The organism is Alteromonas sp. KC3 (assembly GCF_016756315.1).
Classification (GTDB): Bacteria; Pseudomonadota; Gammaproteobacteria; order Enterobacterales; family Alteromonadaceae; genus Alteromonas.
Genome location: NZ_AP024235.1, coordinates 2,168,776 through 2,183,018 on the forward strand (window position 1 = coordinate 2,168,776; position 14,243 = coordinate 2,183,018).

General features: G+C 42.9%; 14 protein-coding genes and 3 tRNA genes. 15 read left to right on the forward strand and 2 right to left on the reverse strand.

What is annotated here, in order from left to right:
- Positions 1-165: 165 nt before the first annotated feature.
- The 9 genes from ovoA to JN178_RS09815 all read left to right on the forward strand — a co-directional run bounded on the left by ovoA (position 166) and on the right by JN178_RS09815 (position 8,292).
- Positions 166-2,280, forward strand: coding sequence for a 5-histidylcysteine sulfoxide synthase (ovoA, locus tag JN178_RS09775; RefSeq protein ID WP_202265670.1), 2,115 nt, complete (start codon positions 166-168; stop codon positions 2,278-2,280).
- Between the two features lie 10 nt (positions 2,281-2,290).
- On the forward strand, positions 2,291-3,535 hold the full coding sequence (locus JN178_RS09780; RefSeq protein WP_232369741.1) for an aminotransferase class I/II-fold pyridoxal phosphate-dependent enzyme: 1,245 nt from the start codon (positions 2,291-2,293) through the stop codon (positions 3,533-3,535).
- Positions 3,536-3,718: 183 nt separating this feature from the next.
- Complete coding sequence (locus JN178_RS09785) at positions 3,719-4,426, forward strand: pirin family protein (protein WP_202265672.1); 708 nt, start codon at positions 3,719-3,721, stop codon at positions 4,424-4,426.
- Between the two features lie 183 nt (positions 4,427-4,609).
- Positions 4,610-5,254 carry a UvrY/SirA/GacA family response regulator transcription factor gene (gene uvrY / locus JN178_RS09790; RefSeq protein ID WP_202265674.1) on the forward strand — a complete coding sequence of 215 codons (645 nt, stop codon included), beginning with the start codon at positions 4,610-4,612 and terminating at the stop codon, positions 5,252-5,254.
- A gap of 17 nt (positions 5,255-5,271) precedes the next feature.
- Positions 5,272-7,104 carry an excinuclease ABC subunit UvrC gene (uvrC, locus tag JN178_RS09795; protein WP_202265676.1) on the forward strand — a complete coding sequence of 611 codons (1,833 nt, stop codon included), beginning with the start codon at positions 5,272-5,274 and terminating at the stop codon, positions 7,102-7,104.
- Between the two features lie 111 nt (positions 7,105-7,215).
- Positions 7,216-7,794, forward strand: coding sequence for a CDP-diacylglycerol--glycerol-3-phosphate 3-phosphatidyltransferase (gene pgsA, locus JN178_RS09800; protein WP_159624618.1), 579 nt, complete (start codon positions 7,216-7,218; stop codon positions 7,792-7,794).
- Positions 7,795-7,957: 163 nt separating this feature from the next.
- Positions 7,958-8,033: transfer RNA gene (locus JN178_RS09805), tRNA-Gly, on the forward strand.
- Between the two features lie 39 nt (positions 8,034-8,072).
- A tRNA-Cys gene (locus JN178_RS09810) sits at positions 8,073-8,146 on the forward strand.
- Between the two features lie 59 nt (positions 8,147-8,205).
- Positions 8,206-8,292, forward strand: a tRNA-Leu gene (locus JN178_RS09815).
- A 26-nt stretch (positions 8,293-8,318) separates the two neighbouring features.
- Here the strand turns inward: JN178_RS09815 and JN178_RS09820 are convergent.
- Positions 8,319-8,717 (reverse strand): DUF3718 domain-containing protein, encoded by a 399-nt coding sequence (locus tag JN178_RS09820; RefSeq protein ID WP_159624597.1) that lies wholly within the window; start codon positions 8,715-8,717, stop codon positions 8,319-8,321.
- A gap of 243 nt (positions 8,718-8,960) precedes the next feature.
- Between JN178_RS09820 and JN178_RS20315 the strand changes: the two genes are divergently transcribed.
- Positions 8,961-9,362, forward strand: a complete 402-nt coding sequence (locus tag JN178_RS20315) for a winged helix-turn-helix domain-containing protein (RefSeq protein ID WP_202265678.1) — start codon at positions 8,961-8,963, stop codon at positions 9,360-9,362.
- Between the two features lie 28 nt (positions 9,363-9,390).
- Here JN178_RS20315 and JN178_RS09830 read toward each other — a convergent pair whose 3' ends face one another.
- Positions 9,391-10,392: an EAL domain-containing protein gene (locus JN178_RS09830; RefSeq protein WP_232369742.1), complete on the reverse strand. Its 1,002-nt coding sequence runs from the start codon at positions 10,390-10,392 to the stop codon at positions 9,391-9,393.
- Between the two features lie 272 nt (positions 10,393-10,664).
- Between JN178_RS09830 and JN178_RS09835 the strand changes: the two genes are divergently transcribed.
- The 5 genes from JN178_RS09835 to JN178_RS09855 all read left to right on the forward strand — a co-directional run bounded on the left by JN178_RS09835 (position 10,665) and on the right by JN178_RS09855 (position 14,205).
- Positions 10,665-11,366 carry a tRNA-uridine aminocarboxypropyltransferase gene (locus JN178_RS09835; protein ID WP_202265682.1) on the forward strand — a complete coding sequence of 234 codons (702 nt, stop codon included), beginning with the start codon at positions 10,665-10,667 and terminating at the stop codon, positions 11,364-11,366.
- A gap of 62 nt (positions 11,367-11,428) precedes the next feature.
- Positions 11,429-11,923 carry a thiol peroxidase gene (gene tpx, locus JN178_RS09840; protein ID WP_159624591.1) on the forward strand — a complete coding sequence of 165 codons (495 nt, stop codon included), beginning with the start codon at positions 11,429-11,431 and terminating at the stop codon, positions 11,921-11,923.
- Between the two features lie 45 nt (positions 11,924-11,968).
- Positions 11,969-12,796 carry a sulfurtransferase gene (locus tag JN178_RS09845; protein ID WP_202265684.1) on the forward strand — a complete coding sequence of 276 codons (828 nt, stop codon included), beginning with the start codon at positions 11,969-11,971 and terminating at the stop codon, positions 12,794-12,796.
- Positions 12,797-12,843: 47 nt separating this feature from the next.
- On the forward strand, positions 12,844-13,554 hold the full coding sequence (cobB, locus tag JN178_RS09850) for a Sir2 family NAD+-dependent deacetylase (RefSeq protein WP_202265686.1): 711 nt from the start codon (positions 12,844-12,846) through the stop codon (positions 13,552-13,554).
- A gap of 24 nt (positions 13,555-13,578) precedes the next feature.
- A complete protein-coding gene (locus JN178_RS09855) occupies positions 13,579-14,205 on the forward strand; it encodes a LysE family translocator (protein WP_202265687.1) in 627 nt (208 codons plus the stop codon).
- Positions 14,206-14,243: the final 38 nt, after the last annotated feature.

Here is a 14,243-nt window from a genome sequence, read left to right on the forward strand (position 1 = left end):
AAAGTCTATGTATATATAGTGTTTTATTCACTGAAGCCTGATAAAAATAAATAGATTTGCTACTAGTTAAACCGTACTGCTGAGACTAATTCTTCCTATCCGCTGTTAATCTTTGGTTTTCGGCGTGATCAGCAGTAAGAAAATCAGAGAACCCGAGAGGATAGTATGCAAGCAATGCCCACGCTCAACCTAAGGAAGGGAACCGTAGATCAAAAGCGCGCTGAAATTAAAGCGTATTTTCTTGATTCATTCGATACCTACGAATCACTTTTTTCATGTTTGGCCAATGACGATGCCTTTTACGAGCGGCCAGAAAAGCTAAGGCACCCACTTATTTTCTACTTTGGACATACCGCTACGTTTTTCATAAATAAATTAGTTTTGGCTAAAGCGATAAACGAGCGGATTAATCCAAAATTCGAATCATTGTTCGCAATAGGCGTCGATGAAATGAGTTGGGACGACTTGAACGATGACAATTATGATTGGCCAAGTGTTGAAGCGGTACGTACATACCGAAGTCAAGTGAGAACACTGGTTTGCGACCTTATCGACACATTATCATTCAGTATGCCTATTAACTGGGAAAGCCCCATGTGGCCAGTAATTATGGGCATTGAACATGAGCGTATACACCTTGAAACCTCATCGGTGTTAATTAGACAACTTCCAGTTAGTTCGGTAAAGCAAAGTGAAAATTGGCCTAGGTGTATAACCTTTACAACCAATAGCACGCCTGAAAATGGTTTGATAAACGTGCCCGCGACAACAGTCACAAGTTCGAAGTCGTGGGACAGTGAATACTATGGTTGGGACAACGAATACGGTAATCAACAAGAAAAAGTAAAAGCGTTTAGTGCGGCAAAGTACCTTGTAAGCAATGGCGAGTTTCTCGCGTTCGTCGAGGACGGTGGTTATACCAATGCTGATTATTGGGAAGATGAGGGCAACAAATGGCGTGAGTACACGCAGGCCACTCATCCCGTCTTTTGGGTGAAAACAGCGTCAGGATACCGCTATCGCAGTATGCTAGAGGAACACGATCTGCCATTGGACTGGCCCGTAGACGTCAACTATCACGAAGCGAAAGCATTTTGTAATTACAAAAGTAAACAACTGGGTAAGACTTTTCGTTTACCTACAGAAAATGAGTGGTTTGCTTTACGCGACTATGCTGGCGTTACCCAGTCGATATATGATAACGGATTTAATATTGCACTTCAGAAATACGCGTCCAGTGAACCGGTTAACGTTAATCAATCAGGGGATTTTTTTGATGTCGTAGGTAACGTTTGGCAGTGGACAGAAACCCCCATTTATCCTTTCGATGGCTTTAAAGTACACCCTCTATACGATGACTTCACTACACCGACTTATGACAATAAACACAATTTGTTTAAAGGGGGCAGTTGGATCTCAACGGGTAATGAGGCAATGAAAGACAGCCGTTATGCGTTTAGACGTCATTTTTTCCAACATGCAGGTTTTAGATATGTTCAAAGTGAGAGCGTAATTAACGTGAACGATTTTGACTATGAAAGCGATACACAGGTTTCTCAATACAGCGAATTTCATTACGGAGACCAGTACTATGGTATCCCGAACTTTGCTAAGGCAAGTGCTGAGTTTTGTATCGCAAAAATGGTTGAAGTGGGCAAGGGCGGCAATGGAAAAGCGCTCGACCTTGGCTGTGCTGTTGGTCGCTCTTCATTTGAGTTGGCTACTTTCTTCGACCACGTAGACGGCGTCGATTTTTCTGCGCGCTTTATCAAAACGGCTTTTGATATGCAGGAACGTCAAGAAATTCGCTACCACCTTATCGAAGAGGGCGAGTTAACGTCCTTCCACTCACGCAAGTTATCATCTCTTGGACTGAGTGATGTAACGTCTAAAGTGGCCTTTGCGCAAGGCGATGCTTGTAACTTAAAACCCCAGTTTACTGGGTATGACCTTATTTTCCTTGGAAACTTAATTGATAGGGTGTACAGCCCACGCAAAGTACTTAGCGAAATGCAAAAGCGTTTAAATGCGGGTGGATTGCTTATAGTTGCAAGTCCGTTTACTTGGTTAGAGGAATACACAGAACGCAAAGAGTGGTTGGGTGGATATAAAGACGAGAACGGTGAAACGTTAAGTTCCACACAGGCACTTGAACAAAGTTTAGGTTCTGCTTTTGTTCGCATTGGCGAGCCGGAGTCAATTCCTTTTGTAATTAGGGAAACCAAGCGCAAATTCCAGCACACGCTATCTGAGTTTAATGTTTTTCAAAAAGTGAAGTGACCTAAGGTACATGGAAGTTAATACAACCCCTGTTTTCAACGGCCTTGCGTCAGCGTTTTTGCCATACCAACATGTGTGGCAAAAACAACCTGCAGATAAGCGCGGCTCAACGCGCTTAAAATTTGCTGGCGTATCAGCGCGTTTCCCAAGTGCGCCTGACGACTATATTGCGATGTGGATTGCCGATATGGACGCAGAACCACCACAATGTGTTATTGACACCCTTGTGTCGCAGATTAGTGAGCAGTATGGATATCAGTCATTGCCATTTGCAGATGCAGTTGCTGATTGGCATAACCGGGTAGGGGACTCGTTAGGTGTTAACGGTGATGTCAAAGCGCACCATGTAATTGAAGTGCCAAGTGTGATCAGTGCTGTTGATAGCGCATTAAGAGCGTTTTGTGATGTAGGCGATGAAGTGATGGTGTTATCGCCTACTTACGGACCTTTAACTGACGTTATTACTCTTAATAATATGCGGCCCAGTCCTGTTTACGTGTCAGATAACCAAATACATGTAAATTCACTCAATGAAAACGCGAAAGCATTTGTATTATGTCACCCCAATAACCCTGATGGCACTGTACTGACGCACGTAAATCAGGTCGATATTATTCATTTTTGCGAACAACATAATATTGTTTTGATCATCGATGCGGTACACGCAGAACTAGGATTTGTTGAACAAGATAGCCCTAATGCTATTCCATTGTTTGGGGGCTCTGCGGGGTTAGCGCAGTCTCAAAACATAGTACATGTGAACAGCGTTAATAAAGCATTTAACTTATCAAGCATGCCGGGGGCGTCTTATGCCATCATTGCACATGAACAAAAAAGAGTTGCGCTTAAGCGCTCACTGAGTCAACGTCACTTAGAGGCTGGGTCAGTTGCTAAAGCTGCATTAATCAGTGCCTATCACTATGGGTCAGGTTGGCTTCAAACAATGCGCGCCGCCATTGGGTTTAATCGCAAATTGGTCAACACTTATTTTGCGCATTACGGTATTGATGCAGACTACACAATGGGTCAAGCAACGTATTTTTTGTGGTTAAATTTACGCAAGACCAAATTAACTAAACCAGCATCTAACCACGTTTTTAAGCCCGCTGTAGACATCAACCAATGCATAGCCCGCGGTGTTATTGTTAACGACGGCGCACAGTTTGGTGCCAATGGCTTCATTAGAATGAATCTTGCCTGTCACCCTATACATATTGAACAAGCCCTAAACCGTCTGTTTTTCTCTGCCAACTAATTATCTTAAATTCTGTTATGTAGAACGATAAAGGCAATTATATAAAATTTTATCCTATCATTTAGGTCGTATAATGTTCTCCATTGTGAAGTTACCCGCATACTTTATTTTCAGCATGTGGTTGTCGTTCAGGACAATACTACATTCAAGTTGCGGGTAACCATTATCTTGAGGAGAAGGTTTATGGTTTATCTTAGAAAAGCACATACCCGTGGCAAAGTAGATTTCGGTTGGTTGCAAAGTCAGCATAGTTTTTCGTTCGGTCACTACTACGACCCAAAGCATATGGGGTTTTCTGCACTTCGTGTAATTAACGATGATGTTGTTCAGGCTGGTAGAGGATTTGAAACCCACGGTCACAGAGACATGGAAATCATTTCCTACGTTGTCGATGGCGCGCTGAAGCACAAAGACAGTACAGGCAATGAATATGTGGTCCCGGCGGGCGACGTGCAAGTGATGAGTGCGGGCAAAGGCATAATGCATTCGGAGTTTAATCCATCGAGTGATGAACCGGTTAACTTCTTACAAATATGGATTGTACCTAGTGAAAAAGGTGGCGAGCCGGGTTATGCGCAAAAAACCTTTGGTAGCGACGCTCAACTAGAGTTACTCGTAAGCAGTGACGGTAAAGATGACTCACTTAAGATAAAGCAAGATGCATCAATTAGCCGACTACAATTAAACGCAAGCGAGCAACTTTCACTTGAAACCGGTAAACGCAAAGGCTACTTGCATATTATAAGTGGTAACGCGCAAGTGAAAGTGGGTAGCGAAGAAGAAATACTCCTTCTTAGCCACGGTGATGCAGTGGGTGTTTTTGAAAGCGACACTATTGATATTGTTGCGAGCAATGACCTGGTTGCACTTTGGTTTAACTTGCCAAGTTAACATTGCAAAATTGCTTTATATCAATAATTTATTTACAAAATGTGTATCTGCACTTCACGTAAGCGTAACTCATGGTATGATGACGGACGAGTGATTTTGGGGCGGTTTGTTTGTATCGGTAAAGTACAGCGAACAGCCCTTAGTTCAGTAGTTACCTTAAACTGAAGTCAGTGAGATACTAGAGTGATAAAAATAGTCCTAGCAGATGACCATGATTTGGTCAGAACAGGGATACGCCGAATTCTGGAAGACGTAGACGATTTCACAATTCTTGGTGAAGCAAGAAACGGTGAAGACGCGGTACAATTGTGCCGAAAAGACGCTCCAGATGTGGTACTCATGGACGTGAACATGCCTGGTATAGGTGGCTTAGAAGCTACCCGAAAAATTGTCCGCATGTCTGAAAATACGCGTGTAATATGCTTGTCGATGCACAAAGAAAGTCCTATTCCAATGCAAGTTATGGAAGCGGGTGCATACGGTTTTCTCACTAAAGACGCAGAACCGAGTGAAGTAATATTAGCAATTCACAAAGTTGTGGGTGGTCAAAAGTATGTTGATAGCGAAGTAGCCAATAGCATTGCAATAGGAAAACTTTCGCCGAATTCAGATAATCCATTTAACGATTTATCGAGTAGAGAACTTAACATTGCGCTACGGTTAACAAAAGGCCAGCGCGTAACAGATATCGCGAGTGAACTGAGTATTAACGCAAAAACAGTTAATACCTATCGCTACCGTATGTTTGATAAGTTGGGCGTGACATCCGACGTTGAGCTAACACATCTCGCTCTGCGCCATAAGCTTATCGACCCCAATTTATTATAGGCGTTAACCTGCGCATTATGTCAAAGCGACAACCTTCAGATTTCGACTCAGCGGCATTCCTAAAAAACTTAACCTCTCAACCTGGCGTGTACAGAATGTACAACAGTCAGGATGAGGTTATTTATGTTGGTAAAGCGAAGAATCTTAAAAAGCGCGTTTCCAGTTATTTTCGTGCGAATCTAGACAACGCCAAAACGCGTTCTCTGGTCAGTCAAATAGCTAAAATGGACGTCACTGTGGTTAACAGTGAAACGGAAGCATTTCTACTTGAAAATAACTTCATCAAGAAATATAAGCCGCGTTATAACGTGGTTATGCGTGATGATAAGTCGTATCCGTTTATATTTTTGTCTGATCATCAGCATCCTCGTTTATCGTTCCACCGCGGCCCTCAGAAGAAAAAGGGTGAATATTTTGGCCCTTATCCCAGTGCGTGGTCGGTACGTGAAAGCTTGCGCTCAATGCAACGCATTTTTCCCGTAAGACAATGTGAAGACAGTTACTATCGTGCTCGAAGCAGGCCTTGTCTGCAGTATCAAATGCAACGTTGCAGCGCCCCCTGCGTTGAAGGCTATGTCACTGATGAAGAATATAAAGAGCAGGTCAATTTTGCGCGTCTTTTTCTAAAGGGGAAAAATCAGCAAGTGATTGGAAGCCTTGTAGAGAAAATGGAAAAAGCCAGTGAAAGCCTAAACTTTGAAGCCGCTGCTCGATATCGCGATCAAATAAATGCGTTAAGAAAGGTACAGGAACGGCAGTGGGTAGCAGGTACTCAAGACGAAATGGATGTTTTTGGCTTTGCGTTTAAAGGCAACATGGCTTGTATCCAAGTCATGTTTATTCGCGATGGTCAATTGCTCGGGAGCAAAGCATTTTTTCCAAAAGTTCCCAATACAGCCGACGAGCAAGAGGTATTTGAATCTTTCTTTCTTCAATTTTATTTAGCGGGCAATAAAGTCATTCCAAAGCAAATTGTGTTAGCTCAAACACTAGGTGATCAAGACGCCATTGCTGAGGTGCTCGCCAGCGAAGCAGGGCATAAAGTTACTTTTTTCAAAGGGGCTAGGGAAGAAAAACGCAAATATTTAGCACTAGCACAAGCCAATGCGCAAACTGCACTTGAAGCGCAGTACGGTCAACAGAAGTCCGTTTTTGCCCGTTACTTGGATTTGGAAGATGCCCTTGATATCGATGTGCCGCTTCAGCGTATGGAGTGCTTTGATATTAGTCATACATCAGGCCAGCAGACGGTAGCGTCGTGTGTAGTGTTCAACCGTGAAGGGCCACTAAAAAGTGACTACCGTCGATATAACATCGAAGGTATCACGCCTGGCGATGATTATGCCGCTATGGCGCAAGCGCTTAAACGCCGTTATAAGTCGGTTAAAGAAGTGCAAAAGATCCCCGATTTACTGTTGATTGATGGTGGTAAAGGGCAACTTGCACAAGCTGAAGCGTTTTTCGAAGATTGGCCGCACGATAAAAAACCAATGCTACTGGGCGTAGCTAAAGGTGTAACGCGTAAGCCCGGCCTTGAAACGCTAATACTTGCAGGTAGTCATGATGTGGTGTCGATGGAAAGTCATTCTCCGGGGCTGCACTTGGTTCAGCACATCCGTGATGAATCTCACCGCTTCGCTATCACAGGACATAGAAACCGACGCCAAAAAGTAAAAACCACCTCAAGTCTTGAAAGTATTCCTGGAATTGGTGCAAAACGTAGACAACAACTGCTTAAATTTATGGGAGGTCTACAAGGGCTTAAGAAAGCCAGTAGAGATGAAATTGCAAGTGTACCTGGCATAAGTCAAGAATTGGCGGAGACTATTTACGATCACCTTCACCAATAAAACGCATGCACACAAGCATTACACGCGATTTTAGGGTAATGTGTTACAAAAATGAAAGCGATAAAGCTGCGCTAAACGCCCATAGAGGCACAAAACTGAGACGTATTTTTTATGTGGACTGTTCCAAACTGTATTACTTTATTTCGAGTAATTCTTATTCCTGTATTCGTGGTTGTTTATTTTCTTGATTGGCGTTGGGCGCATGAAGCGGGCGCTTTTATATTTTGGCTTGCTGCGATTACTGATTGGTTTGATGGTTACCTTGCACGAAAATTACAACAATCTACGCCCTTCGGCGCATTTCTTGACCCCGTAGCAGATAAGTTAATTGTAGGGGCAGCACTATTAATGATCACACATAGTTACGCCACCTTATGGATTACATTACCTGCAATTGCATTGTTAGTGAGAGAAATCTATGTGTCGGCATTAAGAGAATGGATGGGCTCAAATGGTGTTCGTGAAGCGGTAAAAGTATCGTTTATAGGAAAAGCCAAAACAACAGCACAAATGTTAGCGCTAATTGGATTACTTTCTGGTCTAGAAACGTTTATGGGCTTTCCAATTTATTGGGTGACACTGGGTTATATTCTTCTTTATATTGCTGCAGTGCTGTCAATTTGGTCAATGATTGTTTATACAAAAGCTGCGTGGCCTCACCTTAAAGGTGGCGCGTTAAAAGGAAATTGATCGTACATTAATCAAAGTGAATAAAAAAATAGCAAACGATCATAAAAATACGCATTTATCTCAATTTAAACGTTTTTTCGTATTGACAGTTCTGAATGGGTAGGTAGAATGCACCCCACATTTCGAGAGGACATCACCGAAACGAAATGTACGATTAAGGTATGCGGGAATAGCTCAGTTGGTAGAGCACGACCTTGCCAAGGTCGGGGTCGCGAGTTCGAATCTCGTTTCCCGCTCCAATCTCTTAATGAGATAACTTAATCAGCGCCAGTCGCACTGGCGGAATGGCAGAATGGCTATGCAGCGGATTGCAAATCCGTCTATCTCGGTTCGACTCCGGGTTCCGCCTCCACAAAGCTGCAACGCAGCATCAGGTTCTACGCCTGACACCTTGCTGAAAAGCAACCCGATGCCCGGGTGGTGAAATTGGTAGACACAAGGGATTTAAAATCCCTCGCTGGTAACAGCGTGCCGGTTCAAGTCCGGCCCCGGGCACCATTTATCTACCATTTTTATTGAATTGCCTATTTAAGTACTGCTGTAATGTTGCTTAAGTTTTCTCGTTGATACGAAACTTCAATATCTTTAATTTCAACTTTCGTACGTTGCGGTGAATAGCGCTTGAACATGGCATAAGTATCATCAGCACCATAAACTCTAGCAAACTCTGTCACTTGCATTCCATTACACACTAAACCTTGAGAAAGGGTTCTTAATGAATTCGACATGTGTTTTGTGTTGGGAAAAATACTGTAAGCCGATTTTCTCACGCCGTGTTTGTCGTTTAGTGCTGCGCTTTTGCATACCGAAATTAAGTCATCTTCGATTGCTTTATCATAACCACTATCGCCAACGGCATTAAATGTTATTAGAAGCGGTGCACTCATTAGTATAGTGACTAGTTTTTTATTAAATACATTCATTACAAAATCCCTCGAATAATTTGTTTGTATTGACCCAACTACTTCATAAGGTGCTTTAAATGCTAGGTCTCGAGGAGATGCTTTTCGATGAATTTTGCCGACAAATTTAATGAAAAAATTTTACGCGGTAATTCATCGTTTTGTCGCATTTAAGCTGCGGTTTGTCATGTTTATGAACGCGGGTTTCATGATTATGAACTAGACTAAAGTCTATTACTTTGTTGTTGCGTGCGATTATTCAGCATGGACAAATCAACGATAACCCTTACATTCGATAGCTCATCTCATCTGTTGCGAACAAGTGACGGAAGGGAAACATTGTTGTCACCGCAATGCTCATCACTTCTCTCTTTACTAAAACAAAATGCAAATAAAGTGGTAAGTCGTGAGGCCATAAAACAAAGCGTATGGCGTGGAAGGCATGTGTGCGATGACAATATAAATCACACAGTATCGCGGTTGCGCGCACAAATAAAAAAAATAGATAAAAAGCGGATGTGGCGGATAGAAACGATACCTAGTGTAGGATATCGTTTCGTAGAATTAAGCTGCAATGAAGATTTGGCTACTTCGATAAAAAATTGGTTGTCACATCATTACCACCGCTTTCACCATATGTTGCAACGCTTGCTATCTCAACATTGAACTAACGTGTCAGGTCCCTCGGCGTCGGCTAAACATGCGCAGCCTTGTCGAGTGGTTTAAGTGACGACTCGACTTTTTGAGCATCTTCTTCGGTCAGTTTAGGCTTCATCGGTTGTGGTTTTCCATAAAAGTATCCTTGAAGGTAGTCTGCGTCGGCCATAGTTAACCACTGAGCTTCTTCTTCGCATTCAATTCCTTCGGCAATAACTTCAATGTGATTTGTTTTAGCAATCTTAATGAGGTTAGTGACTATATTCTGTTTGTATTCATCAATGTGGACATTTCGAACCAATTCCATATCAATTTTCACATAATCAGGCCGTAATGATTGAAGTAAGTTTAATCCGGACCATCCTGAACCAATGTCATCCAAGGCAACCTGAAAACCTGCGTTACGATAAAATGCCAGAATACCCTTTAACTGATTTAAGTCGTTCGCACGGTGCGTTTCAGTCACTTCAAATACAACATCTTCAGGTTTCATACCAATTTCATTAATTGAAGCTGCAGTTGCTCTTAGGCAATAGGATGGGTCGTAAATGCTGGAAGGGTTAAAATTAATGAACAACTTTCCATCGAGCTTTGCCTTTGCGGCACACTCAACCGCTGATCTTCTAGCTACAAGGTCAAGCGAAAATAACAGGTCTGACTGTTCCGCTAATTTAAATGCTAAGCTAGGCGGCACGATTGCATCGTGATCATCGCGAATACGAAACAATCCCTCATAGGCAAACAGGCTTTTATCGCTTGCATTAACGATTGGCTGATACCAGGTTTCATATCGCTCTTTTTCAACGCTTTCAATCAGCCACTTCGCCTGAAAGCGATAGATTAGGATGGCTAAGGTTGTCATTCTACCCATCTCATCAATTCCAGGAACGTCTTGAGTCTGTGAGGTAGTAACCTTGGTGTTTTCAAGCTCTTTGACTTCAAGAGCACCATTTAATGAGGTAATGAAACTTGAAATTGCAGAGCGTTCCACTTCACAAGATATGCAATGTGAGGACTCTTGCTTAGCGGGTAATTGCATCGATCCACAAAGACTCGCGACTTTTCCAAAGGTTTCTACAGTTGGGACAAAAAGCCAAAAGGTTGTCCTTTGAAAAAAGTAATCATCTATAGTCTCACAGTCAGCACAGTACATATTTACGCTCTCCAAATTGTGACGTAATCATTACGATGTAGAAGTCTACTTGGTTCGCTTACAGCTCTCTTGAAGGTGAATTGTTATAGCGCGCTAGTTTTTTGTGTTAAATTACGGATATACTTTACTGATTAATACATACTACTTTGAACTCTATTATGTCTTTGCGTGCTGCAGAATTGGAAAGCGCAGTACGCCCGTTTCACGCCCGTGGTAGTAAAGTAATACGTTGCGAGGCGTGTCTATTACCGAAATTGAATTGCATTTGCGCACATAAGCCTACACCCGGCACTGATATCGCGGTTTTGTTTTTGATGTATAAAGGGGAGTACTACAAGCCTACCAATACAGGCCGACTAATTGCAGATGTAGTAGAAGATAACCATGCATTCTTATGGAAGCGGACAGAGCCTGAATCAGCGTTACTTAATTTGATTAACGACCCGCGTTATTTTCCCATTGTCGTGTTTCCACATGAATACGCTGAACCATCCCGTTGTATCACAACGCCGCCAACGCCCTGTGACAAAAAACTTCTGTTTATTTTTTTGGACGGCACATGGCGCGAGGCAAAAAAAATGTTTGTCAAAAGCCCTTACTTACACCAGCTTCCTGTATTAGGGTTAAGTACACAACGCGATTCGGATTATTTACTTAGAGAATCTACACATGCGTTTCAACACTGTACTGCTGAGGTTGGTATAAGCGTGCTCGAATTAGCAGGGCAACAAGAGGGTGCTAATACACTATCACATTATTTTAGTATTTTTAGGCGAGAGTATTTAAAGGGCAAGCCCCATTTGCAGCACAAATTGGCGTTTGCGTCTTCGCAAGTAAAAGAACAGGTAGTAAAAAAGTAACTTTTGTTTGCGATATTGTTGTTTGGATACCACTATTTCAACGTAACTTAAAGGAAAAGAATATGGCTTCAATTACATTTCAAGGCAATGAAGTATTAACCGTTGGTGAATTACCAAGTGTTGGAAGCAATGCACCAGACTTTACCTTGGTCAAAGCTGATCTCAGTGAAATATCACTATCATCACTTGCAGGGAAAAACGTTGTCTTAAATATCTTCCCGTCAATTGATACGGGTACGTGTGCAATGTCAGTACGTAAGTTCAACGAGCAAGCAGCTGGGTTGGATAATACTACGGTTATTTGTGTTTCAGCAGATTTGCCGTTTGCTGCTGGTCGTTTTTGTGGAGCAGAAGGGATCGACAATGTCATAACGGGCTCTACGTTCCGTTCAAGCTTTGGCGATGATTATGGTGTTACATTTACATCAGCTCCTCTGGCTGGACTGTTATCTCGCTGTGTAGTGGTAATAAACGGTGAAGGTAAAGTGGTGTATACGGAACAAGTTGCAGAAACCACTGAAGAACCAAATTATGAAGCGGCAATAGCAGCGCTGTAGTACATTGTTTTTAAAGCAGGAAATTACCAAGCAGGAGAGCGACTAATGTCAGTGTTATTGCAAGTTGGAGAACTTGCCTCGTTAATGCAAGAAAAACCAATGACACTCGTTAGAGCTGTTATGGATGACCCTGTAACACAGACACCTGATGCACGTGATGCTATGGTGCTTCCTGCTTCTGTAGATTTTGATCTTGATGGTGAGGGTAGCGATCATGCCACGGGTTTTCCTCACAGTATGCCATCTACAGAACAGCTCAGCATTTATTTAGGTAATCTCGGTATTACAAACAATACGCCGTTAGTCGTTTACGATACCAGAGGGACATACAGCGCACCGAGAGTGTGGTGGATGTTAAAAGCTATCGGTCATCAAGATGTTAGTTTATTAGACGGAGGACAGCCTGCGTGGAAACACGCTGGCCTGCCTCTATCGGAACAGAGACAATACGGTAACTTTTCCTATCAAGGCTATGCACGACCTGGTTGGTTCGTAGGTTCTGACGCAGTATTAGAAGCCCTTGATACGGATGTTCAACTTGTAGACGCCAGAAGCGAACCTAGGTTTTATGGTGAGGTTTTAGAGCCTCGAAAGGGGCTTCGCTCTGGCCACATGCCAGGCGCGTTCAATTTGCCCTTCACCTGTTTATTGAAAAATGGCCATTTTGCGCCGGTTGACGAGTTAAAAGCCATATTTGCTTCAACAGGCGTCGATTTGACTAAACCCATTATTTGTACCTGTGGTTCAGGTATAACCGCCTGTATCATTGGTACTGCTGCGTTACTATGTGGTGCGACTCAAGTTTCAGTTTATGATGGCTCGTGGTCAGAGTGGGGGGCTAATGCCCAATACCCTGCAACGTGCGAAAGATAGCAAAAAATAGTATTAGCGACCCAATACAGTATCCAGTGAACACAAAAATGACAAAGCCCAACATAGTCGTGTTAACAGGCGCCGGTATTTCCGCAGAGTCTGGAATTAAAACGTTTAGAGATAATGATGGTTTATGGGAAAACCACCGGATAGAAGAGGTAGCTACCCCTGAAGCTTTTCATGCTAACCCCGATTTAGTCTATCGTTTTTACAATGCACGTCGTACACAACTTCAACAAGCTAGTGTTAAACCAAATGCCGGTCATAAGGCATTATCAAAACTAGAAGCGCACATTGGGAAAAATTTGTTATTAGTTACTCAGAATGTAGACGACCTACACGAGCGTGGCGGATCTCAAAACGTAGTGCACATGCACGGCGAGTTAAAGTCGGCACGGTGTGGTGATTCTGGTAAGCGTTTTGAATGGCTTGATGATTTTGATGGTACAACGGCTTGTCCCTGCTGTGGTAGAAATACGCTTAGACCTGATATTGTGTGGTTTGGCGAAATGCCGATGCACATGGATAGTATCTATGATGCTTTAGCGATGGCTGATATTTTTATTTCAATAGGGACGTCAGGAAATGTCTATCCCGCGGCGGGCTTCGTACAAGTCGCAAAAGAGGCGGGGGCTTTTACCATAGAAGCTAATTTAGCTTTTGGCGCTACCAATGCACTTTTTGATGAGTCGCGACAGGGGCTGGCTACAGAAGTAGTACCAAAGCTCGTTGACGATCTCATTGCACAATTTAATTAATTCGCGCTGTAGGAGGCGCATTACATGCAGTACATGAACGAGTTTTTAACTATCGCCTTAGTTCACCTTGTTGCGGTGGCAAGCCCAGGGCCTGATTTTGCGATTGTTGTTAGAAACAGCGTGGCGTATGGACGTCGAATTGCCATGTATACCAGTATAGGTATTGGTGCTGCCATTTTATTGCACGTGGCGTATTCACTCGTTGGCCTTAGTGTAGTGATAGCCACCACACCGTGGTTGTTTACAACGTTTAGTTATCTTGCCGCGGCCTATTTGTTGTATCTCGCCATTGGCGCGCTTAGAAGTGGCCCTCCCAAAGATGATGAGATTACCGTTGAAGTGAAGGGGAAAACGCAAATTTCTGCCAAAAAGGCCTTATGGATGGGCTTTTTAACAAATGGACTGAACCCAAAAGCGACACTGTTTTTCTTATCATTGTTCACTGCAATAATTAGTATCGATACACCATTTGGCGTAAAACTTGGTTATGGCATCTATTTGTCTATTGCGACAGGTTTATGGTTTTGCTTCCTTTCCTACTTGTTCAGTACAAGCAAAGTGGCAGAGCTAATCGGTAAAAAGGGGTATTGGCTAGACCGTGCCATGGGCGTACTCCTTGTTGGATTGGCCGCTAAGTTAATCATTGGTTGATAAAAGGCAGACGGGCAATTATCACCGTAAGTTGATAT